This window comes from Streptomyces sp. NPDC101219, assembly GCF_044767675.1.
In the GTDB taxonomy this organism is placed as follows: Bacteria; Actinomycetota; Actinomycetes; order Streptomycetales; family Streptomycetaceae; genus Streptomyces.
The window spans coordinates 105967-122295 of the sequence record NZ_JBIWOK010000008.1; the positions used below are offsets into that span (position 1 = coordinate 105967).

13 protein-coding genes are annotated in these 16329 nt (G+C 74.0%); 4 read left to right on the forward strand and 9 right to left on the reverse strand.

The genetic code is table 11. The annotated features are described in order from the left end of the window. Positions 1-5: 5 nt before the first annotated feature. Positions 6-1592, reverse strand: coding sequence for a protein kinase (locus ACIRPP_RS17655; protein WP_403643315.1), 1587 nt, complete (start codon positions 1590-1592; stop codon positions 6-8). Between the two features lie 349 nt (positions 1593-1941). On the opposite strand from ACIRPP_RS17655, the gene ACIRPP_RS17660 reads away from it, so the two are divergent. Then, positions 1942-3582, forward strand: coding sequence for a protein kinase (locus ACIRPP_RS17660; protein WP_403643318.1), 1641 nt, complete (start codon positions 1942-1944; stop codon positions 3580-3582). A 100-nt stretch (positions 3583-3682) separates the two neighbouring features. Here ACIRPP_RS17660 and ACIRPP_RS17665 read toward each other — a convergent pair whose 3' ends face one another. Further along, entirely contained in the window at positions 3683-4222 is a 540-nt protein-coding gene (locus ACIRPP_RS17665) for a bacterial proteasome activator family protein (RefSeq protein WP_164338445.1), read from the reverse strand. A 200-nt stretch (positions 4223-4422) separates the two neighbouring features. On the opposite strand from ACIRPP_RS17665, the gene ACIRPP_RS17670 reads away from it, so the two are divergent. Beyond that, positions 4423-5247, forward strand: coding sequence for a hypothetical protein (locus tag ACIRPP_RS17670; protein ID WP_403643321.1), 825 nt, complete (start codon positions 4423-4425; stop codon positions 5245-5247). Positions 5248-6042: 795 nt separating this feature from the next. Here the strand turns inward: ACIRPP_RS17670 and ACIRPP_RS17675 are convergent. Next, positions 6043-7026: an NAD(P)H-quinone oxidoreductase gene (locus ACIRPP_RS17675; protein WP_403643324.1), complete on the reverse strand. Its 984-nt coding sequence runs from the start codon at positions 7024-7026 to the stop codon at positions 6043-6045. Positions 7027-7188: 162 nt separating this feature from the next. Here ACIRPP_RS17675 and ACIRPP_RS17680 point away from each other — a divergent pair, with 162 nt between their 5' ends. Then, on the forward strand, positions 7189-8220 hold the full coding sequence (locus ACIRPP_RS17680) for an ATP-binding cassette domain-containing protein (RefSeq protein WP_403643327.1): 1032 nt from the start codon (positions 7189-7191) through the stop codon (positions 8218-8220). Further along, the gene (locus ACIRPP_RS17685) at positions 8217-9065 is read left to right on the forward strand and encodes an ABC transporter permease (RefSeq protein ID WP_403643330.1); all 849 of its coding nucleotides are present in this window, start codon (positions 8217-8219) and stop codon (positions 9063-9065) included. The genes ACIRPP_RS17680 and ACIRPP_RS17685 overlap by 4 nt, the downstream gene beginning before the upstream one ends. An 80-nt stretch (positions 9066-9145) precedes the next feature. Here the strand turns inward: ACIRPP_RS17685 and ACIRPP_RS17690 are convergent, their stop codons facing one another. The 6 genes from ACIRPP_RS17690 to pdhA form a co-directional block, all read right to left on the reverse strand. Continuing rightward, positions 9146-10243, reverse strand: coding sequence for a TrkA family potassium uptake protein (locus ACIRPP_RS17690; RefSeq protein ID WP_192233104.1), 1098 nt, complete (start codon positions 10241-10243; stop codon positions 9146-9148). Continuing rightward, the gene (locus tag ACIRPP_RS17695; RefSeq protein ID WP_403643333.1) at positions 10240-11628 is read right to left on the reverse strand and encodes a molybdopterin molybdotransferase MoeA; all 1389 of its coding nucleotides are present in this window, start codon (positions 11626-11628) and stop codon (positions 10240-10242) included. Before ACIRPP_RS17695 ends, ACIRPP_RS17690 begins: the two co-directional genes overlap by 4 nt. After that, a complete protein-coding gene (locus ACIRPP_RS17700; protein ID WP_403643335.1) occupies positions 11625-12617 on the reverse strand; it encodes an NTP transferase domain-containing protein in 993 nt (330 codons plus the stop codon). The genes ACIRPP_RS17695 and ACIRPP_RS17700 overlap by 4 nt, the downstream gene beginning before the upstream one ends. 90 nt (positions 12618-12707) lie before the next feature. Beyond that, positions 12708-14132, reverse strand: a complete 1425-nt coding sequence (locus ACIRPP_RS17705) for a dihydrolipoamide acetyltransferase family protein (RefSeq protein ID WP_403643338.1) — start codon at positions 14130-14132, stop codon at positions 12708-12710. Then, positions 14132-15136, reverse strand: a complete 1005-nt coding sequence (locus ACIRPP_RS17710) for an alpha-ketoacid dehydrogenase subunit beta (protein ID WP_403643341.1) — start codon at positions 15134-15136, stop codon at positions 14132-14134. Before ACIRPP_RS17710 ends, ACIRPP_RS17705 begins: the two co-directional genes overlap by 1 nt. Then, on the reverse strand, positions 15133-16275 hold the full coding sequence (gene pdhA / locus ACIRPP_RS17715) for a pyruvate dehydrogenase (acetyl-transferring) E1 component subunit alpha (RefSeq protein ID WP_403643344.1): 1143 nt from the start codon (positions 16273-16275) through the stop codon (positions 15133-15135). The genes ACIRPP_RS17710 and pdhA overlap by 4 nt, the downstream gene beginning before the upstream one ends. Positions 16276-16329 lie beyond the last annotated feature (54 nt).

The following is a 16329-nucleotide window of genomic DNA, read 5'->3' on the forward strand; positions in this document are numbered from 1 at the left end:
GGCGGTCAGAGGCCGCCGTCTCCGGTGCCGCCGCCGTCCTCCCCGCCGCCGGTGGCGCCCTCTGCGGCGCCGCCCCCCGTCGGCTGCGTCGCAGGCGGCGTCGTCGGCTCCTCCGGCTCCGTGGTCGGGTCGTCCGGCGTCGTCGGGTCCTCGCCCGTCGGGTCGCCCGTCGGGTCCTGGGTGGGCTGCTGCGTCGGCTGCTGCGTCGGCTGCTGGGTCGGCGTCCAGTTACCGCCGGAACCCGTGCCGGTGCCGGTGTCGGTGTCCTGGCTCGGCGCCTCGCTGGCGTCGTCGCTGGGGCTCTCGCTGGCCTTCTCGTCCTCGGTGGTCTGGGACGTCGTCGGGGACTTCTCGGGCCGGTCGCCGCCCCCCTTGTCACCGGTGTTGTTCAGCGCCAGCGCGACCCCCGCCGCGATGGCGATCACCGCGAGCACGGCCAGGACCCACAGCTTGCCGCGCCCGCCGCCCCGGTTGCCGTTGCCCTCGAAGCCGCCGTCGTCCCCGCCGCCGTACCCGGCGGGCAGGATCGGCTGCGGGATCGCGGTGGTGCCCGCGGCGTCGGGGTGCTGCATCACGGCCGTGCCGGCGAAGCCGCCCGCCGGGGTGCTGCGGCCGTCGTGCATGTCGACCGGGCCGGTGTTCCAGGTGCCGGTGTGGCCGCCCTGGTCGTAGAGCATCTGCAGCGCGTACTGGACCAGTCCGCGCATCTCCTCGGCGGTCTGGAAGCGGTCGTCCGGCTCCTTGGCGAGCGAGCGCATCACCAGCCCGTCCAGCTCCGGCGGGGAGACGTCGGACGCCTCGGACGGCGGCGTGGGGATGTCCTGGACGTGCTGGTACACCACCGACAGCGGCGTCTCGCCCGTGAACGGGGGCCGCAGTGCGAGGAGTTCGTACATCAGGCAGCCGGTGGCGTACAGGTCGGAGCGGTGGTCGACGGCCTTGCCGAGCGCCTGTTCCGGCGAGAGGTACTGCGGGGTGCCCATGACCATGCCGGTCTGCGTCATCGTCGTGGACGCGCCGTGCAGGGCGCGGGCGATGCCGAAGTCCATCACCTTCACGGCGCCGTTGTTGGTGATGATGACGTTTGCGGGCTTGATGTCACGGTGCACGATGCCGTGCTGGTGCGAGTAGGCGAGCGCCTCCAGGACACCGGAGACGATGATCAGCGCCTGCTCGGGGCCCGGCGCCTCGGCGTTCATCAGCAGATCGCGGATGGTGCGGCCCTCGACCAGCTCCATGACGATGTACGGCACGGGCTGGCCGCCCATGACGTCCTCGCCGGAGTCGTACACGGCCACGATGGCATGGTGGTTGAGGCCGGCCACCGACTGCGCCTCGCGCGTGAAACGGGCTTTGGCGACCGGGTCCTCGGCGAGGTCGGAACGCAGCAGCTTGACGGCGACGGTGCGTCCCAGACGCACGTCCTCGGCGGCGAACACCTCGGCCATGCCGCCCCGGCCGAGCCGGTGCGTCAGCCGGTACCGGCCGTCGCCCACGAGCCCGCCGTTGCCCCAGTTGTCCGGCGCGTCCGACATGCCGCCGCCAGTCGCCTCGGGGTCGGACGGGCCCTGGGCGCGCTGCTGCTGTGCCATCAGTCCTCGCCGTCGTTTCTGCCCGCGGTACGCGCGGTGTTGTCACGGTCTCTCCGTCGAGCCACGCTACAGCCTTTGCGCAAGCCTTCGGTCCGGGACGGGCTGCCGGGACCGGGACGAGACGGACCGGTCATGAAACCCGCACTCCGTACTGTCGTGCAAATCCCGTGTACCGGCCGTACGCCTGCTGTAACGCTTCCGCGACGCTTCTTTCGCGTACGGTCACGGAACGGGCACCGCGCTTGACGTGTCGGTGACCTGCGGCAGACTTGGCCGGGAATAGCACATGGGATCTACGACGGATCGGTCACCGACGACGGCGCCGGAGAGGCTACGGGGGAAGCGGAACATGAGCCAGGACGGCGCACAGGGCCACCACGCGGGACGGTCGCTCGCCGGCGGACGTTACCAACTGCGGGACCTGCTCGGCCAGGGCGGCATGGCCTCCGTCCACCTCGCCTACGACAGCGTGCTCGACCGTCAGGTCGCCATCAAGACACTGCACACCGAACTCGGCCGGGAACAGGCCTTCCGTGAGCGCTTCCGCCGCGAGGCGCAGTCCGTGGCGAAGCTCACGCACACCAACATCGTGTCGGTCTTCGACACCGGCGAGGACGACGTCGACGGCATGACCACGCCGTACATCGTCATGGAGTACGTCGAGGGACGCCCGCTGGGCTCGGTGCTCGACGAGGACGTGCGCCAGCAGGGCGCGATGCCCGCCGACAAGGCCCTGAAGATCACCGCGGACGTGCTCGCCGCCCTGGAGATCAGCCACGAAATGGGCCTGGTCCACCGGGACATCAAGCCGGGCAACGTCATGATGACCAAGCGCGGCGTGGTCAAGGTCATGGACTTCGGCATCGCCCGCGCCATGCAGTCCGGCGTCACGTCGATGACCCAGACCGGCATGGTCGTCGGCACCCCGCAGTACCTCTCGCCGGAACAGGCGCTCGGCCGCGGCGTCGATGCGCGCTCCGACCTGTACTCGGTCGGCATCATGCTGTTCCAGCTGGTCACCGGGCGGCTCCCGTTCGACGCCGACTCCCCGCTGGCCATCGCCTACGCGCACGTGCAGGAGGAGCCGCCGGCCGCCTCCTCCATCAACCGCTCGCTGCCCCCGGCCGTGGACGCGCTGATCGCCCGCGCCCTGAAGAAGAACCCCAACGAGCGGTTCCCCAGCGCCGAGGCGATGCGCGGGGAGTGCCTGCGGGTCGGCCAGTCCTTCCAGGCGGCCCCGCCGAGCATCGTCCCCGGCACGCAGGCGCCCGCCGGCTCGGGCGTCGGCTCCGCGGTGTTCCCGCCGGTCGACCAGACCAACCAGGCGCAGTCGGGCAACGTCCAGACCCCGTACCAGCCCGGCCCCGCGCCCACACCGCACCCGTACGGCACTCCGGCGCCGTCCCCGTCGTACGGCTACCCGCAGCAGGGTGGGTACGCGACGCCGCACCCGGCGGCCTACTCCTCACAGCCGGGGCCGTCGACCCCCGCGCCGTACACGATCTCCCCGCAGGCCGGCGCCCCGGGCGGCCAGGGCGGCGGGCGGAGCAACCGGCCGGTGATCATCGGTTCGATCGCCGTCTCCGTGCTCGCGGTCGGCGGCCTGATCGCCGCGCTGACGCTGAACGGCGGCGGCGGTGAGGAGGACAAGGGCGGCGGCAGCTCACCGTCGGCGTCCGCCACCAAGGCGGAGGGCTACCGCGGGCCGGACACCTCGAAGACGATCGACAAGGAGGAGTGCGAGGAGCCGCAGGAGTCCTACAACGACCCCGACAAGATCCGGCTCCCGAACTTCAAGTTCAAGTACATCAAGTCGGTCAAGGAGTGCTTCCAGGCGGCCGGCTGGGGCGACCTGAAGATCGTCAACGTGGACGAGAACGTCTACGGCGAGGGCTCGGTCCGCGAGCAGTTCCCGCCGGCCGGCACCGATGTCGACCCCGAGGACATGCCGGAGATCACCCTGAAGGTCTCCACGGGCAACCCGCCCTGACCGGGCGGGGCCGGGGGCAAGTCCCGGGCCCGGCAGCACGGACGGCGAAGGGGCCCGGAGATCCGGGCCCCTTCCTGTTGTCCGGGCGGTCGGCGGGCCGTTACAGGTACGGGCCGCCCGAGCGACCGCCGAGGTGGGGGTCCTCCTGGCCGTCGCCGGCACCGGGCGGGAGCGCCCTGCGCATCTGCTCCAGCTGGGCACGCGCCGCCATCTGCTGGGCGAACAGCGTGGTCTGGATCCCGTGGAACAGACCCTCCAGCCAGCCCACCAACTGCGCCTGCGCGATCCGCAGTTCGGCGTCGCTGGGGGTGGCCTCGTCGGTGAAGGGCAGGGAGAGCCGCTCCAGCTCCTCGACCAGTTCGGGGGCCAGACCGTCCTCCAGCTCCTTGACCGAGCTGGCGTGGATCTCCTTGAGCCGGGCCCGGCTGGCCTCGTCCAGAGGCGCGGCGCGCACCTCCTCCAGCAACTGCTTGATCATGCTGCCGATCCGCATGACCTTGGCGGGCTGCTCGACCTGCTCCGTCACCGGGGTCTCGCGGGAGTCCTCGTCCCCGGTGCCACCGCCGAGCGCCATGCCGTCCTGGCCGACGACCAGGATCTGCGGTTTCTCCGGTGACCGTTCGTTCCTCGGCATCTCCATGCAGCCATTCTCTCGCACCCCGTGCCCCGCTCGGGTGGTGCCCCCGCGGACCGGCCCGGCGGGGCCCGGGCTCCTGGGCGGACGGGGCCCGGGTTCCCCGGTCGGAAGGTCACGATTCAGCCGACCGGCACCGCCCGGCATGCCGGGAATGCCAGAAAATGCGAATCTTTTGGGGTCCATCCGGCCCAACTCTGCCGACGGTGCCCGCGCACCCGTCGGCGCGGGAGGTCACGGTCGTGACTCCATGGCTGCGTGCAGTGCGGGCGAACGGGGCGGCGGCCGCCCTGCGAGCGGGTGTCGTCCTGGGGACGGGGATCGCCCTGGGAATGGGCACGGTGGTGCCCTGGGGCGCCGGTGTGATGCCGGTCGGGGCGTCCGTGGCCCATGCGCACGACCGGGCACCCGGTGCGGCCGACGGGGGCGGACGGGGTGTCCGCCGTGCCGGACCGGACCCGGACGAGGGCGGGCGACCGGGCCCGCACGCACCGGCCCGCGAGGAGGGCCGCACCGGCGCCGGACCGGCGCAGCACCGTCCCGCCGCAGCGTCCGCCTCCCCGTCGTCGTCCCCGTCGCCCTCCGCCGAGCCGTCCCGGGCGGGGGCCCGCCCCGGAGAGGGCCGTGAGCGGCCCGGACGGCGCCCGGACCCCGACGCGCCGAGGGGTACGGCCGACGACCGCCGGGACGACGGCGCGTCCCCCACGGCGGACGCGCCGCGCGCGAGCACGTCTCCGGACACCCGGCCGCCGGAAACCGCCGGCGGCCGGGAGGAGCCGCCCGGGCAGCGGGACGGCACGCCCGCCCCCGAGGCGTCCTCCGCGGCGGACGCGGCGGCCCGGGCACCGGCGTCGGAGGCCGCCGTGCCGATGCCCTCCGCGTCGACGACGGCGCCGAACGCCCTGGGCGGCCCCGGCCGCCCCGTCGAGCCCGTCCTGCGGATCCTGCCGCTGGGCAGCGGCCTGGTCCTCATCGGCCTGGGCCTCGGCCTCGCCTTCATCGGGCTGCGCATGCGGCAGTCGCCGGGGTGAGGAGGGGGCGGGCGGCGCTGGCGGCGTGAGGGCAGCCCGCCGGGTCGGACCACCACAGCACGGCACTGGCCGACGGCACGCGCGGGGGCGGGACGCTGCGCTCGACACGGCATGGACAACGGCACGGCAGCGACCCGGGCGGTAGGGCCGCAGGCCGTACCGCTGTACCGCTGTACCGCTGTACCCCGTGCCGCCGTTGCACGCCACCGGGCGGGGCCGCGGGGTACGGTCCGTGCCCTGGGCGGAGCCGGCCGGCCGCTCGCCACCAGCCGGCAGACGGGCCGGAGCGGCCCGGCGCGCCGGGCCGGCAGGCGGCCGGGCGACGGTACGGGCGTGGGGCGGGCCGGGCGACCATGCGGGCGGGAGGGGACCGCGCAACCATGCAGACGTGAGGCGGACCGGGCGACCATGCAGACGTGAGGCGGACCGGGCAACCATGCGGGCGTGGGGGGACCGCGCGACCATGCGGGCGTGAGGCGTACCGGGCGACCATGCAGGCGTGAGGCGTACCGGGCGACCATGCAGGCGTGAGGCGGACCGGGCAACCATGCGGGCGTGAGGCGTACCGGGCGACCATGCAGACGTGAGGCGGACCGCGCGACCATGCGGGCGTGAGGCGGACCGGGCGACGGTGCGGGCGTGGCGCGGACCGGTGCCCGCCCACGCTCCGCGCCCCGACACCCGGCACGGCACCGACGGCGCCGCAGCGACCGGGGCACGCGTGCAGCCGCGTACCCGTGGCGCCGCACCGGGCGGGACACCCCGCGCCGGGCGGCCGCCGACCCGCGCCGGCGGTCAGGCCGGGGCGATCAGCAGGACCTTGCCGATGTGGCCGCTGTCCTCCACCACCCGGTGGGCCGCGGCGGCGTCGGACATGGGGATCTCCCGGTCGATCACCGGACGGACGTGGCCGCCGGCCACCAGCGGCCAGACGTGCTCCCGTACGGCGGCCACGATCGCCGCCTTCTCCGCCAGGGGGCGGGCCCGCAGAGAGGTCGCGCTGAGAGCGGCGCGCTTGGTGAGCAGGGCACCGATGTTCAGCTCGCCCTTGACGCCGCCCTGCATCCCGATGATCGCGAGGCGGCCGTTGACGGCGAGGGTGCGGACGTTGCGGTCCAGGTACTTGGCACCCATGTTGTCGAGGATGACGTCCGCTCCCGCACCGTCCGTGGCCTTCTCCACCTCGGCCACGAAGTCCTGCTCGCGGTAGTTGATCAGGACGTCGGCGCCCAGCTCGGCACAGCGCTCCAGCTTCTCCTTGGTGCCGGCGGTGACGGCGACCCGGGCCCCGACCGCCTTGCCCAGCTGGATCGCCATGGTGCCGATGCCGCTGGAACCGCCGTGCACCAGCAGCGTCTCGCCCGGACGCAGGTGGGCGATCATGAACACGTTGGACCAGACCGTGCAGGTCACCTCGGGCAGCGCGGCGGCCTGCCGCACGTCCAGCCCTTCCGGCACGGGGAGCAGCTGCCCGGCCGGTACGGCGACCTTCTGGGCGTAGCCGCCGCCCGAGAGCAGGGCGCAGACCTCGTCGCCCACGGCCCAGCCGGTCACTCCCGGCCCCAGGGCGGTGATCCGCCCGGAGCACTCCAGACCGGGATACGGCGATGCGCCGGGCGGCGGGTTGTAGAAGCCCTGGCGCTGCAGGATGTCGGCCCGGTTGACGGCCCCGGCCACCACCTCGACGAGGACCTCGCCCTCGCCGGGCTCGGGGTCGGGGACCTCGTCCCAGACCAGTGCCCCGGGTCCACCGGGTTCGGGAATCGTGATCGCATACATGAGGGCGACGGTACTCCGCCACGGTCCTCCGTCCTGGACCTCCGGGCGGACGGCGGTCCGCCGTAGGACCGAAGTGCCGAAAAAGCATGTGCGGCAGCGATGACTTCGCGCGACGGTGTAGGTCTGATCCTGCGTGACGCACGCATGCGGAAGGAACCGAGCATGAGCACGCAATCGTCCGGCCTGGCGATCGAGACCACGGGCCTGGTCAAAACGTTCGGTGAGACACGGGCCGTCGACGGGGTCGACCTCACGGTGCCGGTCGGCACGGTGTACGGGGTCCTCGGCCCCAACGGCGCCGGGAAGACCACCACCGTCAAGATGCTCGCCACGCTCCTGCGGCCGGACGGCGGCGAGGCCCGGGTGTTCGGCCACGACGTCGTGCGCGAGGCGGACGAGGTGCGGTCCCGGGTGAGCCTCACGGGGCAGTACGCCTCCGTGGACGAGGACCTCACGGGTACCGAGAACCTGGTCCTGCTGGCCCGCCTCCTCGGGCACCGCAAACAGGCCGCCCACACGCGCGCCGCCCAGCTCCTGGAGGCGTTCGGCCTCACGGACGCGGCCGGGAAGCAGGTCAAGCACTACTCGGGCGGCATGCGCCGCCGCATCGACATCGCCGCGTCCATCCTCAACACGCCCGACCTGCTGTTCCTGGACGAGCCGACGACCGGCCTGGACCCGCGCAGCCGCAACCAGGTGTGGGACATCGTCCGCGCGGTGGTCGCCCAGGGCACCACGGTCCTGCTGACCACGCAGTACCTGGACGAGGCGGACCAGCTCGCGTCCCGGATCGCCGTCATCGACCGCGGCCGGGTGATCGCGGAGGGCACCAAGGGCGAGCTGAAGGCGTCCGTCGGTGCCGGTTCGGTGCATCTGCGGCTGCGCGACCCCGACCAGCGGCCGCTGGCCGCGGACCTCCTGCGCCGCGCCTTCGACGCCCGGGTGCAGGCCGACGCCGACCCGGTGGCGCTGACCGCCCGCCTGAGCAGCGCCGCCGGCGAGGACACCGCCGCCGAACAGGCCGCCCGCGCCCTGAGCGAACTGGCCGGGGCCGGCATCACCGTCGACAACTTCTCGCTCGGCCAGCCCAGCCTGGACGAGGTCTTCCTGGCCCTCACCGGGCACGACACCCACGAGCCCGGCCCCCGGCCCGCGTCCGGGGCCGACGACCAGAAGGACGAGGTGCCGGCATGAGCACCACGACGACCACCGAGAGCATCGAACTCGCCCCGGTCAGCACCGATTCGCTCGCCGAGCTGCTGGTCGCCAAGGAGCGTCCGCCGCGGCCCAGCGCGTGGTCGGCCTCGCTGACCTTCGGCTGGCGCGCCGTCCTCAAGATCAAGCACGTGCCCGAGCAGCTCTTCGACGTCACCGCCTTCCCGATCATGATGGTGCTGATGTACACGTACCTGTTCGGCGGGGCGCTGGCCGGCTCGCCGAAGGAGTACATCCAGTTCCTGCTGCCGGGCATCCTGGTGATGTCGGTCGTGATGATCACGATGTACACCGGGGTCTCGGTCAACACGGACATCGAGAAGGGTGTCTTCGACCGCTTCCGCACCCTGCCGATCTGGCGGCCGTCGACGATGGTCGGCTACCTGCTCGGCGACGCCCTGCGCTACACCCTGGCGTCCGTCGTGATGCTGACCGTCGGCATGATCCTCGGTTACCGGCCGGACGGCGGGGTGGCCGGTGTGCTCGCCGGGATCGCGCTGCTGGTGCTGTTCGCGTTCGCCTTCTCGTGGATCTGGACGATGTTCGGCCTGATGCTGCGCACCGAGAAGTCGGTGATGGGCGTCAGCATGATGGTGATCTTCCCGCTGACCTTCCTGTCCAACGTCTTCGTGGACCCCTCCACCATGCCGGGCTGGCTCCAGGCGTTCGTCAACAACAGCCCGGTCACCCACCTGGCCTCGGCCGTGCGGGGGCTGATGGCGGGCGACTGGCCGGCCGGCGAGATCGCCTGGTCGCTGGGCTGGGCGGGCCTGTTCGTGCTCGTCTTCGGCCCGATCACGATGCGGCTGTACAACCGCAAGTAGCGCCGCACGCGCCGTTTCCGACTGACGCGGGCCCCGGCGACGCCGGGGCCCGCGTCAGTCCCGGAGGAGCGGGGCCCGCGTCAGTCCCGGGGGAGCGGACGCATGTCCGGGGCGACCTGCCGGCCCTGCGTGACCCGCACGATGGTGATCAGCCGGTCCGTCAGTTCCAGGGTGCCTACGGCCGCGTCGTCGTAGCCGAGGACGCGGTGACCGCGCAGCACGCTCACCACGAGGTCGTCGATCTCCCGCGGTGTCTTGCCCACCTCGGCCTTTATGACGGGGCGTTCGACGATGTCGAGTCCCGTGCCCTGCTGGATGAGGTCCTCCATCACCATGCCGGCGGCGGGGCTGAGCACGGAGAGGCCGAGCAGCCGGCCGGCCGCGCTGGCGCTGGTGATGACCGCGTCGGCGCCGGACTGCTTCAGCAGCGGGGCGTTCTCCTCCTCGCGCACGGCGACCACGATCTTCGCGCCCCGGTTGAGCTGGCGGGCCGTCAGCGTGACCAGGACGGCGGTGTCGTCCCGCTGGGTCGCGATGATGATCTGCTTCGCCCGGAACACCTCGGCACGCTTGAGCACCTCGCTGCGGGTCGCGTCCCCGACGACCCCGGCGTAGCCGTCGGCCGCGGCGGCCTCGATCGCCTTGGCGCTGGGGTCCACCACCACGACCTGCTCCTTGCGGAGGCCCGTCGCACAGACGGTCTTGATCGCCGAACGGCCCTTGGTGCCGAATCCGACGACGACGGTGTGATCACGCAACGTGGACCTCCAGCGGTTCAGTCGCCACTCCTCCCGGGTGCGTTCGGTGAGGGCCTCGAGGGTGGTGCCGACCAGGATGATCAGGAACAGCACGCGCAGCGGCGTGATGACGAAGATGTTGGTGAGCCGGGCCGCGTCGCTGACCGGGGTGATGTCGCCGTATCCGGTGGTGGAGAGGGTGACGGTCGCGTAGTAGAACGCGTCGAGCAGGTCGACCGTGCCGTCGGCGTTGTCGGTGTAGCCGTCGCGGTCGACGTAGACGACCAGCGCCGTCACCACGAGCACCACCAAAGCCACCGACAGCCGTTTGGCGACCTGGCGGATCGGGTGCTCCACCACCTTCCTGGGCAGCGTCACCCGATGGGTCACCAGGTGTTCGTCCGCCTGGCGGGCGATGGCGTCCTGGCCCGGAAGTTTCACGTGAAACACACCCCGATTCCGCCGGCCGCCCACGGCAGATCGAGCAGTTCCGCCTCCTCCCCGGGCCGCACACCGCCCGGCGGGACCACCGCGAGCGCGTCCGCCGCCGCGACACCGCGCAACATGGCCGGACCGTTGTAGTGCAACGGCACGGCGTGGTCTCCGCGCAGGGCGACGGGCACGAGCCGGGTGTCGCGCGGATGCCCCTGCACCGCGTCCCGCAGCGGCACGGTGTACGGCTCGGGCGCGGGGCGCGCCGCGAGGGTCCGCAGCAGGGGCTCGGCGAGCGTGAGCAGCGCCGAGACAGCGGCGAGCGGGTTCCCGGGCAGGCCCACGAGGTGCTGGGTGTCGTGGACGCGGGCCAGGAGCATGGGGTGGCCGGGGCGCACCGCGACCCCGTCCACGAGCAGTTCGGCGCCGATGCGGCGCAGGGTGGGGTGGACATGGTCGACGGGCCCGGCGGCGGTGCCGCCGGTGGTGACGACGACCTCGGCCTCGGACGCGGTGAGCGCGTCGTGGAGCGCCGCCGCGTCGTCGCCGATCCGGCGGACGGCCGTGACCTCGGCGCCCAGCGCCCGCAGCCACGGCGGCAGCATCGGGCCGAGCGCGTCCCGGATCAGGCCGTCGTGCGGCCGCCCCTCGGTGAGCAGTTCGTCGCCGAGGACGAGCACCTCGGCACGCGGGCGGGGGACGACGGTGAGCGTGTCGTACCCGGCGGCCGCCGCGAGCCCGAGCACGGCCGGGGTCACCAGGGTGCCGACGGCCAGGAGCTGGTCCCCGCTGCGGCACTCCTGGCCGCGGGGGCGGATGTCCTGGCCGTGGGCGAGTGTGTGCGGTGCGTGGTCCGCGTCGATGTGCAGCCGCCCCTGGGCGTCGGCGCGGCCGTGTTCGCTGCGGAGCACCGCGGTGGTGTCCGCGGGGACCCGGGCGCCGGTGGCGATACGGACGGCCTCGCCGTCGGTGAGCGGCGCGTGCGCGGCATGCCCGGCGAGCACCCCCTCGTCCCGCACCTGCCACGGCCCGGGGCCGGCGACGGCCCAGCCGTCCATGGCGGACGTGTCGAAGGAGGGCAGGTCGGTGAGGGCCGCCAGCGGGGCGGCCAGGGTCAGACCGAGGGCCGTGTCGAGCGGGACGGACACCGGGGCGCGCCGTCCGGTGCGGCCGGGACGCCCGGCGCGCTCGGCCAGAGCACGGGCCTCGGCCCAGGCGGTGGCGTGGGCGCGCCGGCCGGGTGCGCGGGCGGGCTCGTCGCGCGGGGGCCGCCGGTCCGCCGCGGGAGCGGGCGGGCGTCCGGCCGGGCCGGGGTCGTCCTTCACGAGGGCGAGCACCTCCTCGACGTCGAGGTCGTCGGCGTCCTGGCTGCCCCGTGTGCGGTGCGCGGTCATCCCGCGTCCGGGCGGGTGCCGGGGGCGTCGTCGTCGGGCGCCGCCCCGGGGGTGGTGCCGGGGGGCGGCGTCGGCGGGTCGTCCCCGGTGTCCTCCGCGGCCCAGCGGTCGGCGAGGGCCGCCGCCCTGCGGGCCGCGTCGACGACGGCTTCCCGGCCGCCGCCCGCGCGGGCGGCGGCATAGCCGACGAGGAAGGTGGTCAGCGGTGCCGCGGGCCGGGCCACGCCGTGTGCGGCGTCGCGGGCCAGGTCGAGCAGCAGGGTGGTGTCGACGTCCAGGTCGATGCCCAGCTCGTCCTTGACTGCGGAGATCCATTCATCCAGCACGTGTCCATGCTCCCTGATGCGTGCCCTGGCGGCGGCGATGTCGTCCCAGGTGTCGCAGTCGAACGACGCCACCGGGTCGAAGAGGCGGGTGAGGTCGAGCGCGGCGGTCAGCCGGCGCAGCGGCAGCCCGGTCAGGCCGCCGTGCCGGTCGGTGAGGGCGGCCAGTGCACGGCGCAGGGCACGGGTCCGGTAGGCGGCCACGAGCGGCTGGTCGTGGCCCTCGGCGTCGGTGAGCACGACACCGTCGGCGGTGCTCGCGTCGAGTGCGGTGACCAGCCGTTCCACGGCGTGCGGGCCGAGGAAGGGCAGGTCGGCCGAGAGCAGCACGGCCACGTCGGCGCCGGTGTGCCGCAGTCCCGCGTCGAGGGCGGCCAGCGGGCCTCCGCCGGCCGGCTCCTCCCGGGCCCACACGACGGGCCGTGCGGTGGGCCGGGGATCGGCGACCACCACGGTGGTGCGGGCGCCGGCACACGCGGCGAGCACTCGGTCGATCAGGGCCCGCCCGCCCACGCGCACCCCGGGCTTGTCGGCGCCGGAGAGCCGCCGGGCGGCACCGCCGGCGAGGACGACGGCGTCGTACGGGGTGTGCTCCGGGTCCGGCGCACGCCGGGCGCCGGAGCCGGGTCCGGCACCGGGATCACCCGGAGGCTGGTACTCGGTCACCCCCCGAGTATGCGCGGCCCCCGCGATCACGGGGAACGCGGGGGCGCGGGAACGGCGGCGGGGGTCAGGGCCCCGCCGGACACCGGGGTGTCACAGGGTGCGCAGCAGCACCGCCGGCTGCTCCACGCAGTCCGCCACGTGGCGCAGGAAGCCGCCCGCGGTCCCGCCGTCGCAGACCCGGTGGTCGAAGGTGAGCGACAGCTGGACGACCTGCCGTACGGCCAGCTCGCCGTCGTGGACCCATGGCTTCGGCACGATGCGGCCGACGCCGAGCATGGCCGCCTCCGGGTGGTTGATGATCGGCGTGGAGCCGTCGACGCCGAACACGCCGTAGTTGTTCAGCGTGAAGGTGCCGCCGGTCAGGTCCACTGGCGTCAGCGTGCCCGCCCGGGCCTTCTCGGTCAGCCGGGCGAACTCCGCCGTGAGCCCCTCCGCGTCCCGCGTGTGCGCGTCCCGGACGACGGGGACGACGAGCCCCCGGTCGGTCTGCGCGGCGAAGCCGAGGTGGACGCCCTCGTGCCGGACGATCTCCCTGGCCGCCGTGTCGACGGAGGAGTTCAGCTCGGGGAAGCGGGCCAGGGCCGCGGTGCAGATCCGGGCCAGCAGCGCCAGCACGGAGATCTTCGGCCCGCCGGACGCGTTCATCGCCGCCCGCGCCCGCATCAGCTCCGTCGCGTCGGCGTCCACCCAGCAGGTGGCGTCCGGTATCTCGGAGCGGCTGCGGGTCAGCTTGTCGGCGACGGCGCCGCGGATGCCCTTGAGCGGCACCCGGGTGCCGGCGACCGGTTCCCCGGTCCCGCGCGCCGCGCCGGCGGTGACCTCGGCGGCGCGGGGCATGCCCGGCGCGTGGTCGGTGCCGTCGAGGCGCTGAACGCCGTCCGTGCCACCCGGTGCGCCGGCGGCGCGCAGGGCGTGCTCCACGTCCGCCCGCAGGATCAGCCCGTCGGGCCCCGTCCCGGTGAGCCGGCGCAGGTCCAGGCCGTTCTGGCGGGCCAGTCGGCGCACCAGAGGCGAGATCACCGGCACCGGTCCGTCCGCCCGCGCGGGCGCGGCGGGAACGCCGCCGGCGGCGGGAGACGCAGGCGTCACGGAGGCCGGGGAGAGCGGGGCTCCCCGGCGCACGCGGCGGCGCCGGGCGGGCGCCTCGGACGTGCCGTAGCCGACGAGCACGTTGCCCGAACCCTCGGCGCGGGCCTCCGGCTCACCGGATCCCCCGGCGCGGGTGGCCCCCGCGGTGCCCGCCGCGGTCTTCGGCGCGTCCTTCTCCGGCCCGCCCACCGCGACCGTCAGCAGCGGGGAACCGACGGGCAGTTCGGTGCCCTCCTCGCCGAAGCGGGCGGTGACCACCCCGCCGTAGGGGCAGGGCACCTCGACCATCGCCTTGGCCGTCTCGACCTCGACGACCGGCTGGTCGACGGCGACGACGTCGCCGACCTCGACCAGCCAGCGCACGATCTCCGCCTCGGTGAGACCCTCACCGAGGTCGGGCAGCTTGAACTCCAGCACCTGTGTCATCAGCTCTCGGCCTCCCACTGCAGGCGCCCCACCGCGTCCAGGATCCGGTCGACGCCGGGCAGGTGGTGGCGTTCCAGCATCGGCGGCGGGTACGGCAGGTCGAACCCGGCCACCCGCAGCACCGGCGCCTCCAGGTGGTGGAAGCAGCGCTCGGTGACGCGGGCCGCGATCTCGCCGCCCGGGCCGCCGAAGCCGCCCGACTCGTGGACGACCACCGCGCGTCCGGTCCGGCGCACCGAGGCGCACACGGTCTCGTCGTCGAACGGCACCAGCGACCGGAGGTCGACGACCTCGAGGTCCCATCCCTCGGCGCGCGCGGCCTCGGCGGCCTCCATGCAGACGGGGACGGAGGGGCCGTAGGTGACGAGTGTGGCGCTGCGGCCCGGGCGCCGCACCACCGCACGGCCGATCGGCTCGACGGGCGACGGCTCGTCCGGGTTCCAGGAGTCCTTCGACCAGTACAGCCGCTTGGGCTCCAGGAAGACCACCGGGTCGTCGGAGGCGATGGACGCGCGCAGCAGCCCGTAGGCGTCCGCAACGGTCGCGGGCGTGACGACATGCAGGCCCGGGGTCGCCATGTAGTACGCCTCGGAGGAGTCGCTGTGGTGCTCGACGCCGCCGATGCCGCCCCCGTAGGGGACACGGATGGTGATCGGCAGGGGCATGGCCCCGCGCGTGCGGTTGCGCATCTTCGCGACATGCGACAGCAGCTGCTCGAACGCCGGGTAGGCGAACGCGTCGAACTGCATCTCCACGACCGGGCGCAGCCCGTACATCGCCATGCCTACGGCCGTGCCGAGGATGCCCGCCTCGGCCAGCGGGGTGTCCGTGCAGCGCTCGTCGCCGAACTCCTTGGCGAGGCCGTCCGTGATCCGGAAGACACCGCCGAGGGTGCCGACGTCCTCGCCCATGACGTGCACGGACGGGTCGGCGGCCATGGAGTCGCGCAGCGCGCGCGTGAGCGCCTGCGCCATGGTGGCCGGCTTGACGGCGACGGTGGTCATCGGTGCGTTCCTTCCGACTCGGCCTCGGCCGCCAGCTCGGCCCGCAGCTGCTCCCGCTGCTCCAGCAGCTGGGGCGTGGGCTCCGCGTAGACGTGGCTGAAGAGGTCCATGGGGTCGAGTACGGGGTCCTGGTTCATGCGCTCGCGCAGGTCCGCGGCCAGCGTCTCGGCGTCCTGGCGGGCGGTCTCGCTGCCGTCCTCGTCGAGCAGGCCGCGCGCGGTGAGCTCGCGCTCCAGCAGCACGACGGGGTCGTGGCCCTTCCAGGTCTCCACCTCGGCGTCGCCGCGGTAGCGGGTCGCGTCGTCGGCGTTGGTGTGCGCCTCCATGCGGTAGGTGACGGCCTCGACCAGGGTGGGGCCGCCGCCCTCGCGGGCCCGCCAGACGGCGTCGGCCAGCACCTCGTGCACGGCCGCGGCGTCGTTGCCGTCGACCAGGCGGCCCGGCATGCCGTATCCGACGGCCTTGTGGGCCAGCGACGGCGCCGCGGTCTGCTTGTCGAGCGGCACGGAGATCGCGAAGCCGTTGTTCTGGACGAGGAAGACGACCGGGGTCTGCCACACGGCGGCGAAGTTCAGCGCCTCGTGGAAGTCGCCCTCACTGGTGCCGCCGTCGCCGACCATGGCCAGCGCCACCACGTCGTCCCCCTTGAGCCGGGCAGCGTGGGCGAGGCCGACCGCGTGGGGCAGCTGCGTGGCCAGCGGTGTGCTCAGCGGGGCGACCCGGTGCTCGTGGGGGTCGTACCCGGTGTGCCAGTCGCCGCGGAGCAGGGTGAGCGCCTCGACGGGGTCCACCCCGCGTGCGACGACGGCGAGCGTGTCGCGGTAGCTGGGGAAGAGCCAGTCCTGGTCCCGCAGGACGAGCGCGGCGGCGACCTCGCACGCCTCCTGGCCGGTGCTGGAGGGGTAGACCGCCAGACGGCCCTGCTTGGTGAGGGCGGTCGCCTGCGCGTTGTAGCGGCGGCCCTTCACCAGCTCCCCGTACAGCCGGCGCAGCAGCTCCGGGTCGGCCTCGGCGGCCGCCGCGGTGCCGAGCACCCGGTACGGCTCCGCGTCCGGCAACAGCGGCGCGGGGTCCGTACGGGGCTGCCAGGCGGGCGGCGGGGTCGGCCGGTAAGCGCCCCGCTGCTCCATGACCGTCATGACGCACCTCCTCGTGGGAGCGGCTCAGGAAGGCGCGGCGTCTGTGACGCGCCT

Excerpts from the sequence above, each read along its gene's own strand:
- ACIRPP_RS17655 (WP_403643315.1), bottom strand. The coding sequence starts at position 1,592 with ATGGCACAGCAGCAGCGCGCCCAGGGCCCGTCCGACCCCGAGGCGACT.
- ACIRPP_RS17660 (WP_403643318.1), top strand. The coding sequence starts at position 1,942 with ATGAGCCAGGACGGCGCACAGGGCCACCACGCGGGACGGTCGCTCGCC.
- ACIRPP_RS17665 (WP_164338445.1), bottom strand. The coding sequence starts at position 4,222 with ATGGAGATGCCGAGGAACGAACGGTCACCGGAGAAACCGCAGATCCTG.
- ACIRPP_RS17675 (WP_403643324.1), bottom strand. The coding sequence starts at position 7,026 with ATGTATGCGATCACGATTCCCGAACCCGGTGGACCCGGGGCACTGGTC.
- ACIRPP_RS17680 (WP_403643327.1), top strand. The coding sequence starts at position 7,189 with ATGAGCACGCAATCGTCCGGCCTGGCGATCGAGACCACGGGCCTGGTC.
- ACIRPP_RS17685 (WP_403643330.1), top strand. The coding sequence starts at position 8,217 with ATGAGCACCACGACGACCACCGAGAGCATCGAACTCGCCCCGGTCAGC.
- ACIRPP_RS17695 (WP_403643333.1), bottom strand. The coding sequence starts at position 11,628 with ATGACCGCGCACCGCACACGGGGCAGCCAGGACGCCGACGACCTCGAC.
- ACIRPP_RS17705 (WP_403643338.1), bottom strand. The coding sequence starts at position 14,132 with ATGACACAGGTGCTGGAGTTCAAGCTGCCCGACCTCGGTGAGGGTCTC.
- ACIRPP_RS17710 (WP_403643341.1), bottom strand. The coding sequence starts at position 15,136 with ATGACCACCGTCGCCGTCAAGCCGGCCACCATGGCGCAGGCGCTCACG.
- pdhA (WP_403643344.1), bottom strand. The coding sequence starts at position 16,275 with ATGACGGTCATGGAGCAGCGGGGCGCTTACCGGCCGACCCCGCCGCCC.